Source organism: Citrobacter tructae (genome assembly GCF_004684345.1).
In the GTDB taxonomy this organism is placed as follows: domain Bacteria; phylum Pseudomonadota; class Gammaproteobacteria; order Enterobacterales; family Enterobacteriaceae; genus Citrobacter; species Citrobacter tructae.
Window position 1 is genome coordinate 2,961,306 of the sequence record NZ_CP038469.1, and the last position, 17,402, is coordinate 2,978,707.

Genomic DNA, 17,402 nt, shown 5'->3' on the forward strand with positions numbered 1-17,402 from the left:
ATGCCGCAATGCTTTTTCACCTCCCGTTTTCAGGGATTTCACTGGGAAAACGACGGGGAGGACCAGAGACAGACCGGAGAATGCCGATTCTCCTTGCCCCACAATCCATGACCTTCAATGCCAGAACATTACGATGCTGCCTTTTCTGCCACGGTTTGCATAACGCACTGAGGCACGGGACTCTTCCCTCCCTGTCTCACTTTCTGACCACATTCACGCATTGAATCACCCCTGCATAAGGAGACTTCTGCATGTCCACACCACGCCGTTTTAAGTTTACTCACCGCCTCATTGATGGCCTGCCACCTAATGAATCCAATGCCCCTTCCCGGGAAGCCGAGTATAGCGATACCGAAATCAGCGGGCTCAAATGTCTGGTTGGTAAGGGAGAAGGTAAAAAGAAGTTTCTCCTGCGCTATCTCTGGCAGGGCCGCAAACGCGCCATCAGCATTGGTCACTGGCCAGAGGTTGATGTCATTGTCGCCCGAAAGATTGCCACTGAGATGAAACGCCAGATAGCTACCGGCACTGACCCGCGTTATGAGCGGGACAAATGCCGGGCCATTCCTACTCTTCAGGAAGCCTTCAGCCAGTATTATTTCCAGTGGGCGAAACTGCATAAAAAGAGCAGGAACAAGGATGAGCAGCGCTTTCGTGACCATATTGCCCCTGTCATGGGAAATCTGCTGCTTAATGAAATCACGCCGCGACACGTGACTCGTCTTCAGTCATCGTTGTGCGAAACCTGTCAGCCCGCCACCAATAACCGGGTGATTGCCCTGCTGAAAGCCCTCCTCAGGTGGTCATTGCGTCATGAGATGGTGGCGACTAACCCGGCAGCCAACATCCCCCTGCTGCGTGAAAATAATGCCCATCAGCGCTATTTCTCGGAAACGGAAATCAGGCGCATATTTGATGCAGCCAACGAGGATAAGAGCCGTGTAGCCGGTATTTATGTTCGCTTATTGCTGCTGACCGGCCTGCATCGCGATGAACTCAGGCTGGCAAAATGGGCGCATTACAGTATGCAACAGGGAACACTTTGGCTACCGGAGACCAAGAACGGCTCAGGACGGCTAGTGCATCTCAATGACTGGGCAGTAAAACTCATTAATGAACTGCCTCGCTTCGGCGGCAATATCTGGATGTTTGGTGGCAAAATTCCGGGTAAACCGGTCTGCAATGTGACCAAAGCCTTCAGACGCATTATCGGGGCAGTAGAGATGGGCGACGGCATCGCGGATAAATTCGAAGTCGATGGTGGCATCAATTTTACGCACCAGGTGGTCTTCGGGGACCAGTTCATCAAGGGTGATGGTTTCAAACTGATACTGCTGTGGGGAGGGGGCTCTGAGCATGACGGTCAGTCCATTAGATGTACTGGCCTTATTAGATCAAAGTCCCGGTCTTTCGACCAAGACTTTGTCAGCAGTCTGAAACCAGCCTACGGGCTGGTTTTGTGCTTTCTGGGGTTCCGATCAGCAAGTGCTCTCTCGCACTGCAGAAGCGAGATAATCGACAAAAGCTCTGACTCTCGCTGAAAGATGCCAGTTTTGTGGATAAAGCACGTAAAAAGGACGTGAACATCCGCCAATGTCTTGCAGGACCTCAACTAATTGCCCCTGAGCCACTGCTTCTTTAGCGACAAAATGATAAATCTGAAACAGCCCACCTCCGGCAATCGACCAGCCCACACTGGCAAGGACATCCTCGTGCACCCGTTGTCTGCTGCTGAAATTAAAATCAATATTCCCGGACTGCTCATTTTTGAAAACCCACGGCATCGGACGCCCCGTGCTGGGTAAAATAAACTGAATCAAATCATGTTTGTGTAATGCTTCCAGTGATTGTGGCCGCCCGCGTTTTGCCAGATAGGCAGGAGAACAGAAAACACCCACGCTGGCATCTTCCAGCTTGCGGGCCACCACCCGGGAGTCCTGGGGTTCACCCAGACGTATCGCAAGATCATAACCATCTTCAACAAAGTCGATATTTCGGTTGGAGATATTGAGTTCAAGCTCAACCTCGGGATATTTCGACATAAATGCGGGTAACAATGGTGCCAGGCGATGATGCCCGTATACCGTCCCTACGCTCACCCGCAACAGACCTTTTGGCTGGCTATGTTGCCCCGAGATAATGCGCTCCGCTTCGGCAATCTGCTCAAGTGCCTGCTGACATTGCAGATAATACAATTGCCCGTCACTGGTAAGCCGGACATTGCGCGTCGTCCGGTTAAACAGCCTTACACCCAGCCTAGATTCGAGCCGACTGATAGAACGGCTAACCGAGGCTGGCGTAATACCCAACACTTCTGCCGCACCGGTGAAACTTCCTTGTTCAGCTGCTTTGCAAAACAGTTCAATGCTCCCGAGCTGCACAGATTCAAATGAGCGAGACATTTATTACCTCAGGTAACTAATGAAGTTCAATCAGAGCAGTTTATTCAACCATAAAGAATGAGTAAATTCCCCGCATCAGAAATCGAGTATCGACTCATTAGCAACGCATTCATCAGGAATATCACTATGAAGAAAATAGCCCAGGGCTTACTTGCCACTTTTGCACTGGTGGCTTCTGCTACCGTCTTCGCTGCCCCAAAAGCAGAGGTTCTGATACTTTTATCCAGCGAGACAGAACTGCCATTACAAAACGGGAAAACCTATTCGTCCGGTTTCTATCTTAATGAACTGGGTGTACCGGCTGATGAACTTTTAAAGGCGGGTTACACGCTGACTGTGGTGACACCAAGAGGCAACCAGCCGAAGCCCGATGCTCATTCCATTGATCCACTGTATTTTGGTAATAACCCAGATGAAATGCAGCGGATCGCTAAAGTGGTTGAACAGGTTACGGCTACAAGTAACATCAAATCAGTCAGGGATGTGCTCAATGCTGGCACGGGCAACTATGCAGGTCTGTTTATTCCTGGTGGCCATGCTCCGCTCATTGACTTGTCCACTAATGCTGACGTCGGCAAACTTCTGAGCCATTTCCATGCGGCGGCAAAACCAACGGCCGCCATTTGTCACGGCCCAATAGCGCTGCTGGCCGCTCAGGACAACCCGATGGGATATGAAAAAAGTATGATTGATGGCAAACAAGGTGCGGCAAAGAACTGGATCTATTCCGGCTATAAGATGACGATTTTCTCAGACGCCGAGGAAAAAGTATTTGAACAGTCCCTGAACGGAGAAAAGCTGCGTTATTACCCTGCTCAGGCGATGACTCAGGCGGGAGGAAAAATGAATTTTGCTACTGCGTGGACACCGAATGTCGTGACGGATCGTGAGCTTATCACCGGACAAAACCCGTTCTCGGATAAAGCGCTCGCTAAAACATTCATTGCAGCACTGAATAAACAAGCGGGTGCAAACTAAGAGTCGGGCACAACCAGGCCAGACACGAGTTTTGAAAATCCCCGTGTCCTTGGTTCGATTCCGAGTCCGGCACCACTATTTAAAGAACCCAGCCTATGGCTGGGTTTTTGCTTTTCAAGGTACCGGTAGATTTCTGGTCGTCCTGACATAACCTTGCTCATCACAATTTATCTGCGGTCGATTTTCTCACTCTTTCGGTGGCCTTGTTGGCTTGTGCCGGGGCAGGTTCACTCCGTGATTCCCCCGCGTCTTTCGCTTTACGCGCGACTTCGTCCATGATGAGTCGATAGGCGATGTAGTACTTGTAGATGTTACTCACATAGGTGACGGTCTCGGCGCCGATCCGCTCAGCTGCCAGATATTCTACGTTACCAAACCAGACATCAGGGTCAAAGCCACGCGTCTTTGTTTCGGCGCGTAACCGGGCGATGCGGGCCGCACCCGCGTTGTAAGAGGCGAATGCGAAGAGCGCCTTATCAAGCTGAGTCATTGGCTCATCACCGTAGTAACTGTCTATCATCCATCGCATATATTTCACCCCAGCATGGATATTGGGATCCAGCTTACGGATGTCGCCCACTTTCAGTTCCCTGCCCGTACGCGGCATCACCTGCATCACGCCAATGGCACCGACATGGCTGCGGGCCGACTGGTTGAGCCGCGACTCCTGATAACCTTGAGCAGCCATCAGCAGCCAATCTACATCATAGCGCCCCCCATACTTTCTGAATAAATAAACCATTTTCAGCAGCTTGCGACGCTCTTTCTCAGCCGCTGCACTTTTAACGTATTCTGCGCTCTTCAGGTAACGAAACAAAATGGTGTTACCCAGCTTGCTGCCCTGGCCATTTTCCTTAACGAAGTCATTCAGCAACGCCAGAAGTTCTGGGCTATTTTTGCGTACTGCCCACGCGATATTGGCATCATTACGCAACACAATGTCTTCATGTATCTGAATTTTTGGAAATACTTGTTTCCAGAATTCAGCTTTATGGCGATCGACGACGATCAGCGGAATGAGACCGGCGTTCAGCATCTCGATAAGATCTTCGTCCTCAAGTGACTCAGGTGCGACTTCGAGAACAACAGGGGGAAGCGACGCTTTAGCAAAGCGTACGTTAAGCGCCTTCAGGCTTTCGTAATAGCTTGATGAAAGGCGCACAAATACCGTCTTGCCGGAGAGTTGCTCCAGGGTCTTGACCGTAGGAGAACTGGGGCCCGAGAGCAGCAGTTCCTGGACATTGAGATACAGGGGGATAGTGAAATCCACACGTTTCTGACGGTCCGGAGTGATGGTCAGATTTGCGGCTGCGATATCTCCCCGTCCCTCGTTGAGAGCCGCGAACAGCTGATCACGCGCCACCGGCACAAAGATAATGCGTACTTTAAGGTGGTGTTGTTTTAGCTTCTCCTCCTTCAATAATTTGGCGTTGAATTCGCGTTCAAACGCCATAAACATGTCATGGGTGGCGCCGCGCTGGGTTCCTTTATTGATGAAAAAGAACGTCTTGCTGTAGGTCGTGAGTACCCGGATCACCCGGCGGTCGACCATCCCTGGCAGATCGCCCACCCAGGGTTGCAGCAACTCATCCTTATTAACTTCAAGTGCTTCTCGTGGCTCCTGCTGAGGCTGATTTTGCTCAACTGAAACAGCAAGCAAGGGGAAGCCGAGCAGCAAAGCGGCAATAAGAGCGATGAAAATATGGCGAACAGAGAGGGCATTCATGGCGCGAGACTCCGCATGGTGCATCTATCCATTTTAGCCAACGCCGAAGCTCTCTGTTGCACTTCGTCAGTTTCCTGAAACTGCGTTACGTCATTTCTGACGCGTTTAAAATCCCAAATATTGCGCCGCCCGGCAGAAATCATTGTGCTGACTTGCATTTTTATTCCTTGTGCACTGCACTCAAATTCGGGAGACAAACGACAACATCGGGTGAGAATGATGGGGATAAGCGACACAGCGCGGGAGGGGATGAACCAGGCTCCGGGGGTGGGGAAAAGACCCCGTTATCATGGCATGCACCGAAATACACAAGGAATGTTCTTGTGAGCCTCACCATTGAATTTGTCGATATCTGCAAAGCATTTGGCCCGGTGCGCGTGTTGCATGGGGTGAGTTTTACGCTGGCACCAGGAAAAATATACGGCCTGTTAGGGGAAAACGGTGCCGGTAAATCAACCCTGATGAAAATCCTCGCCGGTTACGAGCAGGCCAGTGAAGGAGAGCTGCGTATTGACGGCACAGCCCGCCACTTTCGTTCTTCTCGTGAGGCAGAGCAAGCCGGTATCGTATTGATCCATCAGGAATTCAATCTAGCCGAACACCTCTCGATTGCCCAGAATATTTTCCTCGGTCATGAATACAAACGAGGCTGGCTACTTGATGAGCGCGCGATGGAAAAAGCGAGCGCGCACTGTCTTACCGAGGTGGGTCTCAGAATCTCACCGAATACGCTGATACGACGGCTGATCGTCGCAGAAAAGCAGTTAGTCGAGATCGCCAAAGCATTATCACGCCAGGCGCGTTTATTGATCATGGACGAACCTACCGCCACGCTGACACCCGCAGAAACAGAGCGATTATTCGCGCTGATAGGCAAGTTTAAGGAAAATGGGGTTACCGTCATCTATATCTCTCACAAACTTGATGAGGTCAAAAGCATCACCGATGAGGTTATCGTGATGCGCGATGGCCGCTTCGTTACCCGTGCCGCCACCGCCGATCTCACGCGCCAACAGATGGCAAACCTGATGGTAGGGCGTGACATGTCCGACATGTTTCCTCCGAAGGTTTCACCTGCCAGCGAGGCTCCCATTGCTCTGGCCGTTGAAGGGTTGTCAGTACCTGACTGGATCGATGAGCTCAGCTTTAACGTGCGCGCGGGTGAGATCCTCGGCTTCGCCGGTCTGGTGGGTGCCGGACGCACTGAGGCCTTTGAAGCGATCATCGGGCTGCGACCACGTAGCGCCGGTACAGTGAAGCTGGGGGGAAAAACAGTGAAGTGCGATAACCCACGCGATGTCATGCGTCAGGGCCTCACCTATTTGCCGGAAGATCGCAAAGGCAAAGGTTTACATATCAACCTCGGGCTAAGCGAAAACTTGACGCTGATGACCTTGGATCGCTACGCCAGGCCTTTACTCAATCAACACGCTGAGCAGGAGGCGCTTAAGCAGGCGGTAACGGTCTTTGGGCTAAAAGTAGGCGATCTTAGCGCCAGGGCACGCATGCTTTCTGGGGGGAATCAGCAAAAACTGGCGCTTGCCAAATACCTGCACCCGGACCCGCACATCATCGTGCTTGATGAACCTACCCGTGGCGTCGATGTAGGGGCCAAAAGGGACATCTATTTTTTGATTCAACAACTCGCAGCAGAAGGACGAGCCGTAATCGTCATCTCCAGCGAGTTGATTGAACTAATCGGTTTGTGCCATCGCGTACTGGTGTTACGTGCGGGGCGGTTGCAGGCAGAGCTTAGTGCAGAGAACCTGAACGAAAAGGAGCTGATCACCTATGCCACCGGTACCTGCTGATCGTTTTCTGGTTTTCCGCCGCACCTGGGCGCATCTTTCGGGAGTTGGCCCGCTGATTGGCTTGATTCTGCTATGTGTCGCTGGCACCCTGCTTAACCCGGATTTTGCCACCTTCGATAACATGATGAATGTGCTGACCCGCACGGCTTTCATCGGCATCATTGCCGTGGGCATGACCTTTGTCATTATGTCCGGTGGCATCGATCTTTCGGTTGGTTCCATGGCGGCACTGATCGCTGGCTGCGTGATCCTGTTTATTAATCACTTCACCGATCACCCTCTGGCTGGCGTCGTGTTGGGGGCGCTGTTTGCTCTGGTGCTGGGCGCACTGTTTGGTACCTTACATGGCGTTTTAATTACCAAAGGACAAATCGAAGCTTTTGTCGTCACTCTGGGCACCCTGGGTATTTTTCGGGCCTGCCTCACCTGGTTGGCCGATGGGGGCGCACTCACTCTCGCTGACACGCAGGCGGATATCTACAGCCCTGTCTATTACGGCAATTTGCTCGGCGTGCCTATTCCGGTATGGGTGTTTGCCATCGTGGCGCTGGCGGGCTGGCTGTTACTCAACCGCACTGCTTTTGGCCGCTACGCTCAGGCCATCGGTTCGAACGAACAAGTCGCTCGTTATGCCGCGATCCGCGTCGATCGTATCAAAATCTTCGCTTATGCGCTGCTCGGTTTCTGTGTAGGGATCGCGACCTTACTCTATGTTCCACGACTGGGCTCCGCCACACCGAGTACCGGCTTGTTGTGGGAGCTGGAAGCGATCGCTGCCGTCGTGGTGGGCGGGACGACCCTCAAGGGAGGCGAAGGCCGCATTGTCGGTACGGTGATCGGCGCCATCCTGCTTTCCGTGATCAGTAACATTCTTAATCTCACCAGCATCATCAGCGTTTATCTCAACGCCGCCGTTCAGGGGGTGGTGATTATTATCGTCGCGTTTCTGCAACGTGGGCGCTGAGGTAGTGGTAACAGAGGAAATCCGCGGGCACGCGGGCAAACCGTTCGATTAACTGGAGATAACTCGATGAATAACGTGCTTCGCATTATTGGTGCCAGTGTCCTTGCGTGTTCGCTCAACACTAGCTGGGCGGCAGAGAGTGTAACTATGGGTGTTTCTATTCCTACAGCTACCCACAGCTTCACCTCCGGTATTGTCTGGTGGGCCAACAAGGCCAAACAAGATTTAGAGAAGGAACATCCTGATCTCAAGGTCATCGTGAAAACGGCCGCCAACGCCCCCGAGCAGGCTAACCAGCTGCAGGATTTGTTGACCGTGAACAAAATGAATACCTTGGTAATTTTCCCGTTTGAATCCGCAACGCTGACCAAGCCAGTGGCTCAGGTTAAAGAAAAAGGCGTGTATGTCACGGTCGTTGACAGAGGGTTGACCGACACCAAAGCCCAGGATGCTTACGTCGCTGGTGACAACACAGCCTTTGGTAAACTGCCTGCCGAATATCTGGCGAAGACCATGGGTGGCAAAGGCGATCTGGTCGTCTTGCGCGGTATTCCGACCACACTGGATAATGAGCGTTTTGAGGCATTCTCTGGGGTGATAAAACAACATCCTGATATGAAAATTCTAGATGCCAAATATGGCAACTGGAACCGGGATGATGCCTTCAAAGTGATGCAAGACTACCTGACACGCTACAAGCATATCGATGCCGTCTGGGCTGCCGATGATGATATGGCGGTAGGCGTGCTCAAGGCCATTAACCAGGCCAAACGTGATGACATCAAAATCGTCTTTGGTGGCGCAGGTGCCAAAGGGGCGATCAAAACGTTAATTGAGGGAAGCGATCCACGCATCCAGGCTAATGTCTCTTATTCACCCAAGTTTATCTACGATGCGATCAAACTGACCGCAGAGGCACGCCTGCAGGGCAAAGAACTGCCCGCCAAAACCATTATTCCTTCGGTGTTAATCACCAAAGAGAATGCCAAAGAGTTCTACTTCCCTGATTCGCCGTTCTGAGTTTGTCTCCCTGCGGGGTGTGTTGAGCACCCTGCAACATCCACTATCACCGCATGATGAAGGAGCAGCACATGAAAACCATTAAAGGACCGGCTGTCTTTCTTGCACAATTTATTGGTGAGCATCCTCCCTTCAATACATTGCAGGGATTAGCTGGCTGGGCCGCTGGTCTGGGGTTCCACGGTGTCCAACTCCCGACGAATCATCCCCATCTGTTTGATTTGAACCAGGCAGCACAGAGTCAAACCTATTGTGACGAGGTCGCCGGACAACTGGCAGAGCATGGGCTCGTCATTACGGAGCTTTCAACACACTTGCAGGGGCAGTTGATGGCAGTGCATCCGGCCTATGATTCTCTGTTTGACCCATTTGCTGCCCCCGAAGTGCAGAAGAACCCAACTGCACGTACCGAGTGGGCGGCTAATCAACTGAAGGCAGCGGCGAAGGCCTCTCAACGTCTCGGGTTAACGGCACATGCGACCTTTAGCGGCGCCCTCGCCTGGCCTTACCTTTACCCCTGGCCCCAACGACCGACAGGGCTTATCGATGAAGCCTTTGCTGAGCTGGCACGCCGTTGGCGCCCTGTCCTGGATGCCTTTGATGAGCAGGGCGTTGACGTTTGTTATGAGCTGCACCCTGGTGAAGATCTGCATGATGGGGTGACGTTCGAACGTTTTCTGGCGGCACTGGATGCGCATCCACGAGCTAATATTCTCTATGACCCCAGCCATTTCTTATTGCAACAAATTGATTATCTGGCATTTATCGACATATACCATCAACGCATTAAAGCGTTTCACGTGAAAGATGCCGAGTTCCGCCCCACCGGACGTCACGGGGTGTATGGAGGGTATCAGGGCTGGCAGGATCGTGCAGGGCGTTTCCGCTCTCTGGGTGATGGTCAGATCGACTTTGGGGCTATTTTCTCGAAGCTGACCCAGTATGACTTTTCAGGCTGGGCCGTGCTCGAGTGGGAGTGCGCCCTTAAGCACCCCGAGAGCGGCGCTGCTGAAGGGGCACAGTTTATTCGCCAGCATATTATTCGGGTGGCGGAACATGCCTTCGATGACTTTGCCGATAGCCACCTCAATCCTGCTCAGTTATCCACTCTGCTGGGGATAGGGGCGAAAACATGAATCGCCGCCCGACGGGATGATCGCTACGAGCTGCGACTACCGCGCATCGGGTTGACTCAATATCCTCTTATACCCCCTCATTCATACTCTCTTTGCTTTGAATGAGTCGTAGCGCCAGATAGAGATCTGGCACCAAAATAAGATCATCATCTTTCATGGTTGGCCGACTGTCCTTAAACCAGCGCGTTAATTCTGTTTTTCTGCCCGCAAGGATTAACTTAATCTGCCGCGCTTTCAGGTCACGCTTTAATTCACTAATTGTGGCTAAGACACTAATATCTGAATAGGTGAAACACGCAACGGCGTCAATAACCACCCATTTCGGTTGTAGCACTGCACCATCGACTAAATTCAATACACGTCGTTTAAAATAGGCCACATTAAAATAGGTCAACGGCGAGTTAAATCGATACATCAGCACGCCGGGGATCATTTTTACATCGGTGGTATTCCCTAATGAGTGGATCATTCCATTTTCATCAGTGCCTAACAGGTGTTCAGTGGGGCGAAAGACGGTACGCAGGAACTGTAACAGGCCAAGTAACACTGCAAGGCCGATACCCTGGATCACGCCGATAATTAAAACACAGACAAAAGTAAAACAGGCCAGGCGAAAAGCTTGCTTATTTCTTCGCCTTAGACTCCAGAGCCCTCGTAAATCAATCAATGACCAGGATGCATAAATTAAAACAACGCCTAATGCAGCGACCGGAATATATTGTAAGGGCTGGGTGAAAAACACCACAACGATGCCAATGATTAACGCGGCAACCACGGAAACCAGTTGGCTTTTTCCCCCACTGGAATCATTAACCGCAGTCCGGGAATCGGCTCCGCTAATAGCAAATCCCTGAGATAAGCCAGACATGATATTCGCGATACCCAACGCTCTGAACTCAGCATCAGCATTAATTTCATACCCATTCCTGGCGGCGAAACTGCGCGCGGTCAGCATCAGGCTAACAAAACTGACTAACGCCAGGTTCAGCGCCGGGATAACTAAATCACGCATCAGAGCAGGCTGGAATGCTCCCCAGTGAACAACGGGCAGACCAGACTGGAAGCCATTACCCCCAATAGTGGCAATACCATATTGTTGCGCAGATGTGCTCCATACCAATGCCGTGGTTATCACAATGGCAATCAAAGGTGCTGGCCAATGGCTACGAAAGGTTTTGATAACCATTAAAATAGCTAATGTTAAGAGTGATATCCCTACGGTTAATAAATGACTCTCTGAAATACGGCCCGGTAGCGCAATAATTTTCTCAATCACTTGTTCTTCATTTAGCGAGATCCCCAAAACCTTGCCGAATTGCCCGACAATAATCGTCACGGCAACACCGTTAAGCAACCCTGTCAGAATGGGATGGGAAAGCAGGTCGGCAAGAGCACCCAGGCGAAATTTACTGGCAAGCAGGCACCATCCTCCCATCATCAATGTCATGACGATCGTCAGTTGCCAGTGAAGTTCGGGATTTCCTGCAGCCAGAGGAACCACAACCGCTGCAATCACCGCGCAGGTGGTAGCATCAGGGCCAACAATTAGCTGACGGGAAGAGCCAAACAGCGCGTAAAATATCATCGGGAGAACACAGGAATACAACCCTACGATAGCCCCTACCCCCGCTAATTCAGCATAAGCAATAGCAACCGGAAGCGCGACAGCAGCAACAGACAATCCAGCTTTAACATCATGTTTTAGCCAGCTTTTTTCATACGCTAATAAATGCTTTAGCCCTGGCATGTAGTTTAATAAAACGTTTCCGAACACGTTATTCTCCGAATATCTCCTCGCTTAGAGATAAAGATACACGGTGGCGTCGCGGTCGAGGCTGATATTTTCACAGTAAAACAGGAAATCTGTGTCGTTCACGGGCAGGATGAAGGGATACTCAGGCCGGACGGGACAAAAAATACAGACGCAAAAAAGCCCATCCGGCAGGATGGGCTTCTTCACTTGTTTGATGCCTGGCAGTTCCCTACTCTCGCATGGGGAGACCCCACACTACCATCGGCGCTACGGCGTTTCACTTCTGAGTTCGGCATGGGGTCAGGTGGGACCACCGCGCTACAGCCGCCAGGCAAATTCTGTCTATCAGACCGCTTTTGCGTTCTGATGTTATCTGTATCAGGCTGAAAATCGTGTCTCTTCACCAAAACACCTTTGGCGTTGTAAGGTTAAGCCTCACGGTTCATTAGTATCGGTTAGCTCAATGTATCGCTACACTTACACACCCGACCTATCAACGTCGTAGTCTTCAACGTTCCTTAAGGACTCTCAAGGAGTCAGGGAGAACTCATCTCGGGGCAAGTTTCGTGCTTAGATGCTTTCAGCACTTATCTTTTCCGCATTTAGCTACCGGGCAATGCCATTGGCATGACAACCCGAACACCAGTGATGCGTCCACTCCGGTCCTCTCGTACTAGGAGCAGCCCCCCTCAATTCTCCAGCGCCCACGGCAGATAGGGACCGAACTGTCTCACGACGTTCTAAACCCAGCTCGCGTACCACTTTAAATGGCGAACAGCCATACCCTTGGGACCTACTTCAGCCCCAGGATGTGATGAGCCGACATCGAGGTGCCAAACACCGCCGTCGATATGAACTCTTGGGCGGTATCAGCCTGTTATCCCCGGAGTACCTTTTATCCGTTGAGCGATGGCCCTTCCATTCAGAACCACCGGATCACTAAGACCTGCTTTCGCACCTGCTCGAGCCGTCACTCTCGCAGTCAAGCTAGCTTATGCCTTTGCACTAACCTCCTGATGTCCGACCAGGATTAGCTAACCTTCGTGCTCCTCCGTTACTCTTTAGGAGGAGACCGCCCCAGTCAAACTACCCACCAGACACTGTCCGCAACCCGGATCACGGGTCTACGTTAGAACACCAGCCATTAAAGGGTGGTATTTCAAGGTTGGCTCCATGCAGACTGGCGTCCACACTTCAAAGCCTCCCACCTATCCTACACATCAAGGACCAGTGTTCAGTGTCAAGCTATAGTAAAGGTTCACGGGGTCTTTCCGTCTTGCCGCGGGTACACTGCATCTTCACAGCGAGTTCAATTTCACTGAGTCTCGGGTGGAGACAGCCTGGCCATCATTACGCCATTCGTGCAGGTCGGAACTTACCCGACAAGGAATTTCGCTACCTTAGGACCGTTATAGTTACGGCCGCCGTTTACCGGGGCTTCGATCAAGAGCTTCTCCTTACGGATAACCCCATCAATTAACCTTCCGGCACCGGGCAGGCGTCACACCGTATACGTCCACTTTCGTGTTTGCACAGTGCTGTGTTTTTAATAAACAGTTGCAGCCAGCTGGTATCTTCGACTGATTTCAGCTCCACGAGCAAGTCGCTTCACCTGGTATCAGCGTGCCTTCTCCCGAAGTTACGGCACCATTTTGCCTAGTTCCTTCACCCGAGTTCTCTCAAGCGCCTTGGTATTCTCTACCTGACCACCTGTGTCGGTTTGGGGTACGATTTTGTGTTACCTGATGCTTAGAGGCTTTTCCTGGAAGCAGGGCATTTGTTACTTCAGCACCGTAGTGCCTCGTCATCACACCTCAGCGTTTAATAAGAGTCCGGATTTACCTAAACTCTCCGCCTACATGCTTAAACCGGGACAACCGTCGCCCGGCTAACATAGCCTTCTCCGTCCCCCCTTCGCAGTAACACCAAGTACAGGAATATTAACCTGTTTCCCATCGACTACGCCTTTCGGCCTCGCCTTAGGGGTCGACTCACCCTGCCCCGATTAACGTTGGACAGGAACCCTTGGTCTTCCGGCGTGCGGGTTTTTCACCCGCATTATCGTTACTTATGTCAGCATTCGCACTTCTGATACCTCCAGCAACCCTCACAGGCCACCTTCAACGGCTTACAGAACGCTCCCCTACCCAACAACACATAGTGTCGCTGCCGCAGCTTCGGTGCACAGTTTAGCCCCGTTACATCTTCCGCGCAGGCCGACTCGACCAGTGAGCTATTACGCTTTCTTTAAATGATGGCTGCTTCTAAGCCAACATCCTGGCTGTCTGTGCCTTCCCACATCGTTTCCCACTTAACTGTGACTTTGGGACCTTAGCTGGCGGTCTGGGTTGTTTCCCTCTTCACGACGGACGTTAGCACCCGCCGTGTGTCTCCCGTGATAACATTCTTCGGTATTCGTAGTTTGCATCGGGTTGGTAAGTCGGGATGACCCCCTAGCCGAAACAGTGCTCTACCCCCGAAGATGAGTTCACGAGGCGCTACCTAAATAGCTTTCGGGGAGAACCAGCTATCTCCCGGTTTGATTGGCCTTTCACCCCCAGCCACAAGTCATCCGCTAATTTTTCAACATTAGTCGGTTCGGTCCTCCAGTTAGTGTTACCCAACCTTCAACCTGCCCATGGCTAGATCACCGGGTTTCGGGTCTATACCCTGCAACTTAACGCCCAGTTAAGACTCGGTTTCCCTTCGGCTCCCCTATACGGTTAACCTTGCTACAGAATATAAGTCGCTGACCCATTATACAAAAGGTACGCAGTCACCCTGATAAATCAAGGCTCCCACTGCTTGTACGTACACGGTTTCAGGTTCTTTTTCACTCCCCTCGCCGGGGTTCTTTTCGCCTTTCCCTCACGGTACTGGTTCACTATCGGTCAGTCAGGAGTATTTAGCCTTGGAGGATGGTCCCCCCATATTCAGACAGGATACCACGTGTCCCGCCCTACTCTTCGAGTTCACAGCATGTGTGATTTTGTGTACGGGACTATCACCCTGTACCGTCGGACTTTCCAGACCGTTCCACTACCACATATGCTGATTCAGACTCTGGGCTGCTCCCCGTTCGCTCGCCGCTACTGGGGGAATCTCGGTTGATTTCTTTTCCTCGGGGTACTTAGATGTTTCAGTTCCCCCGGTTCGCTTCATTACGCTATGTATTCACGTAATGATAGTGTGACGAATCACACTGGGTTTCCCCATTCGGAAATCGCCGGCTATAACGGTTCATATCACCTTACCGACGCTTATCGCAGATTAGCACGTCCTTCATCGCCTCTGACTGCCAGGGCATCCACCGTGTACGCTTAGTCGCTTAACCTCACAACCCGAAGATGTTTCGTAAAACATTCCGCGTTGCGAAAATTTGAGAGACTCGAACACACCGCTTATCTGTTCTTATTACGGAGAACAGACACAGTGTGTCGTTTCAATTTTCAGCTTGATCCAGATTTTTAAAGAGCAAAACTTCTTAATGCACTCGGAAGTACATTTAGAAGTTCATCATTCATCAGACAATCTGTGTGGACACTACAAAGAACGTTTCTTTAAGGTAAGGAGGTGATCCAACCGCAGGTTCCCCTACGGTTACCTTGTTACGACTTCACCCCAGTCATGAATCACAAAGTGGTAAGCGCCCTCCCGAAGGTTAAGCTACCTACTTCTTTTGCAACCCACTCCCATGGTGTGACGGGCGGTGTGTACAAGGCCCGGGAACGTATTCACCGTAGCATTCTGATCTACGATTACTAGCGATTCCGACTTCATGGAGTCGAGTTGCAGACTCCAATCCGGACTACGACATACTTTATGAGGTCCGCTTGCTCTCGCGAGGTCGCTTCTCTTTGTATATGCCATTGTAGCACGTGTGTAGCCCTACTCGTAAGGGCCATGATGACTTGACGTCATCCCCACCTTCCTCCAGTTTATCACTGGCAGTCTCCTTTGAGTTCCCGGCCGAACCGCTGGCAACAAAGGATAAGGGTTGCGCTCGTTGCGGGACTTAACCCAACATTTCACAACACGAGCTGACGACAGCCATGCAGCACCTGTCTCAGAGTTCCCGAAGGCACCAAAGCATCTCTGCTAAGTTCTCTGGATGTCAAGAGTAGGTAAGGTTCTTCGCGTTGCATCGAATTAAACCACATGCTCCACCGCTTGTGCGGGCCCCCGTCAATTCATTTGAGTTTTAACCTTGCGGCCGTACTCCCCAGGCGGTCGACTTAACGCGTTAGCTCCGGAAGCCACTCCTCAAGGGAACAACCTCCAAGTCGACATCGTTTACGGCGTGGACTACCAGGGTATCTAATCCTGTTTGCTCCCCACGCTTTCGCACCTGAGCGTCAGTCTTTGTCCAGGGGGCCGCCTTCGCCACCGGTATTCCTCCAGATCTCTACGCATTTCACCGCTACACCTGGAATTCTACCCCCCTCTACAAGACTCTAGCCTGCCAGTTTCGGATGCAGTTCCCAGGTTGAGCCCGGGGATTTCACATCCGACTTGACAGACCGCCTGCGTGCGCTTTACGCCCAGTAATTCCGATTAACGCTTGCACCCTCCGTATTACCGCGGCTGCTGGCACGGAGTTAGCCGGTGCTTCTTCTGCGAGTAACGTCAATTGCTGCGGTTATTAACCACAACACCTTCCTCCTCGCTGAAAGTACTTTACAACCCGAAGGCCTTCTTCATACACGCGGCATGGCTGCATCAGGCTTGCGCCCATTGTGCAATATTCCCCACTGCTGCCTCCCGTAGGAGTCTGGACCGTGTCTCAGTTCCAGTGTGGCTGGTCATCCTCTCAGACCAGCTAGGGATCGTCGCCTAGGTGAGCCGTTACCCCACCTACTAGCTAATCCCATCTGGGCACATCCGATGGCAAGAGGCCCGAAGGTCCCCCTCTTTGGTCTTGCGACGTTATGCGGTATTAGCTACCGTTTCCAGTAGTTATCCCCCTCCATCGGGCAGTTTCCCAGACATTACTCACCCGTCCGCCACTCGTCACCCAAGAGCAAGCTCTCTGTGCTACCGTTCGACTTGCATGTGTTAGGCCTGCCGCCAGCGTTCAATCTGAGCCATGATCAAACTCTTCAATTTAAGTTTGATGCTCGTGAATTAAACTTCGTAATGAATTACGTATGTTCACTCAGAGACTTGGTATTCATTTTTCGTCTTGCGACGTTAAGAATCCGTATCTTCGAGTGCCCACACAGATTGTCTGATAAATTGTTAAAGAGCAGTTGCGACGCGCTTTAGCGCTCTGTCGCGAGGTGGCGTATATTACGCTTTCCTCTTTCAGAGTCAACCTCTTATTTTCAGGTTTTTCTCTTCAACCGAACCGGCTGTTTGTGTGAAGTGATTCACATCCGCCGTGTCGATGGAGGCGCATTATAGGGAGTTTCCTGACGCCCGCAACCCTTAAATGACAGAAAAATGACTGACTGCTGCATTCCACAGCAAAACCCCGCCTTATACCTATTTACACACAGAGTTATCCACAAAGCCGTCGAAATTCCCAACCTCACATCAAGAAGAAGAGTGCAAATCGCGCCTGGAATTCTCTATATAGGAGGGGAATCAACGCACACCCTTTTTCTACTCTA

The 17,402-nt window shown here is 51.5% G+C and carries 8 protein-coding genes, 3 rRNA genes and 2 pseudogenes; 6 read left to right on the top strand and 7 right to left on the bottom strand.

Annotated features, from left to right (window positions below; translation table 11 throughout):
* Positions 1-251 precede the first annotated feature (251 nt).
* Positions 252-1,061, top strand: a pseudogene (locus E4Z61_RS24295) (tyrosine-type recombinase/integrase); the annotation flags it as partial.
* 144 nt (positions 1,062-1,205) lie between these two features.
* Here the strand turns inward: E4Z61_RS24295 and E4Z61_RS14920 are convergent.
* Together E4Z61_RS14920 and E4Z61_RS14925 are read right to left on the bottom strand one after the other, a co-directional pair.
* Positions 1,206-1,358: pseudogene (locus E4Z61_RS14920) on the bottom strand (transposase); the annotation flags it as partial.
* 120 nt (positions 1,359-1,478) lie between these two features.
* Positions 1,479-2,402 carry a LysR family transcriptional regulator gene (locus E4Z61_RS14925; protein WP_135323453.1) on the bottom strand — a complete coding sequence of 308 codons (924 nt, stop codon included), beginning with the start codon at positions 2,400-2,402 and terminating at the stop codon, positions 1,479-1,481.
* Between the two features lie 126 nt (positions 2,403-2,528).
* On the opposite strand from E4Z61_RS14925, the gene E4Z61_RS14930 reads away from it, so the two are divergent.
* Positions 2,529-3,380: a type 1 glutamine amidotransferase domain-containing protein gene (locus E4Z61_RS14930; RefSeq protein ID WP_135323454.1), complete on the top strand. Its 852-nt coding sequence runs from the start codon at positions 2,529-2,531 to the stop codon at positions 3,378-3,380.
* Positions 3,381-3,540: 160 nt separating this feature from the next.
* Here E4Z61_RS14930 and E4Z61_RS14935 read toward each other — a convergent pair whose 3' ends face one another.
* Positions 3,541-5,106 (bottom strand): MltF family protein, encoded by a 1,566-nt coding sequence (locus E4Z61_RS14935; RefSeq protein ID WP_135323455.1) that lies wholly within the window; start codon positions 5,104-5,106, stop codon positions 3,541-3,543.
* A gap of 323 nt (positions 5,107-5,429) precedes the next feature.
* Between E4Z61_RS14935 and E4Z61_RS14940 the strand changes: the two genes are divergently transcribed.
* From E4Z61_RS14940 to E4Z61_RS14955, 4 genes are all read left to right on the top strand, one after another.
* Complete coding sequence (locus tag E4Z61_RS14940; RefSeq protein ID WP_135323456.1) at positions 5,430-6,917, top strand: sugar ABC transporter ATP-binding protein; 1,488 nt, start codon at positions 5,430-5,432, stop codon at positions 6,915-6,917.
* Positions 6,898-7,881: an ABC transporter permease gene (locus tag E4Z61_RS14945; RefSeq protein WP_135323457.1), complete on the top strand. Its 984-nt coding sequence runs from the start codon at positions 6,898-6,900 to the stop codon at positions 7,879-7,881. The genes E4Z61_RS14940 and E4Z61_RS14945 overlap by 20 nt, the downstream gene beginning before the upstream one ends.
* 66 nt (positions 7,882-7,947) lie before the next feature.
* A complete protein-coding gene (locus E4Z61_RS14950) occupies positions 7,948-8,901 on the top strand; it encodes a substrate-binding domain-containing protein (RefSeq protein ID WP_135323458.1) in 954 nt (317 codons plus the stop codon).
* A 71-nt stretch (positions 8,902-8,972) separates the two neighbouring features.
* Positions 8,973-10,037 carry a sugar phosphate isomerase/epimerase family protein gene (locus E4Z61_RS14955; RefSeq protein ID WP_135323459.1) on the top strand — a complete coding sequence of 355 codons (1,065 nt, stop codon included), beginning with the start codon at positions 8,973-8,975 and terminating at the stop codon, positions 10,035-10,037.
* 67 nt (positions 10,038-10,104) lie between these two features.
* Here the strand turns inward: E4Z61_RS14955 and E4Z61_RS14960 are convergent, their stop codons facing one another.
* From E4Z61_RS14960 to E4Z61_RS14975, 4 genes are all read right to left on the bottom strand, one after another.
* Complete coding sequence (locus E4Z61_RS14960; RefSeq protein WP_135323460.1) at positions 10,105-11,811, bottom strand: SulP family inorganic anion transporter; 1,707 nt, start codon at positions 11,809-11,811, stop codon at positions 10,105-10,107.
* A gap of 195 nt (positions 11,812-12,006) precedes the next feature.
* A 5S ribosomal RNA gene (gene rrf, locus E4Z61_RS14965) occupies positions 12,007-12,122 on the bottom strand.
* A gap of 92 nt (positions 12,123-12,214) precedes the next feature.
* Positions 12,215-15,124 (bottom strand): 23S ribosomal RNA (locus E4Z61_RS14970).
* Between the two features lie 232 nt (positions 15,125-15,356).
* Positions 15,357-16,896 (bottom strand): 16S ribosomal RNA (locus E4Z61_RS14975).
* Together the 16S, 23S and 5S rRNA genes form the textbook arrangement of a ribosomal RNA operon.
* Positions 16,897-17,402: the final 506 nt, after the last annotated feature.

Coding starts and splice junctions, on each gene's coding strand:
- E4Z61_RS14930 (WP_135323454.1), top strand. CDS start 2,529: ATGAAGAAAATAGCCCAGGGCTTACTTGCCACTTTTGCACTGGTGGCT.
- E4Z61_RS14955 (WP_135323459.1), top strand. CDS start 8,973: ATGAAAACCATTAAAGGACCGGCTGTCTTTCTTGCACAATTTATTGGT.
- E4Z61_RS14945 (WP_135323457.1), top strand. CDS start 6,898: ATGCCACCGGTACCTGCTGATCGTTTTCTGGTTTTCCGCCGCACCTGG.
- E4Z61_RS14950 (WP_135323458.1), top strand. CDS start 7,948: ATGAATAACGTGCTTCGCATTATTGGTGCCAGTGTCCTTGCGTGTTCG.
- E4Z61_RS14935 (WP_135323455.1), bottom strand. CDS start 5,106: ATGAATGCCCTCTCTGTTCGCCATATTTTCATCGCTCTTATTGCCGCT.
- E4Z61_RS14925 (WP_135323453.1), bottom strand. CDS start 2,402: ATGTCTCGCTCATTTGAATCTGTGCAGCTCGGGAGCATTGAACTGTTT.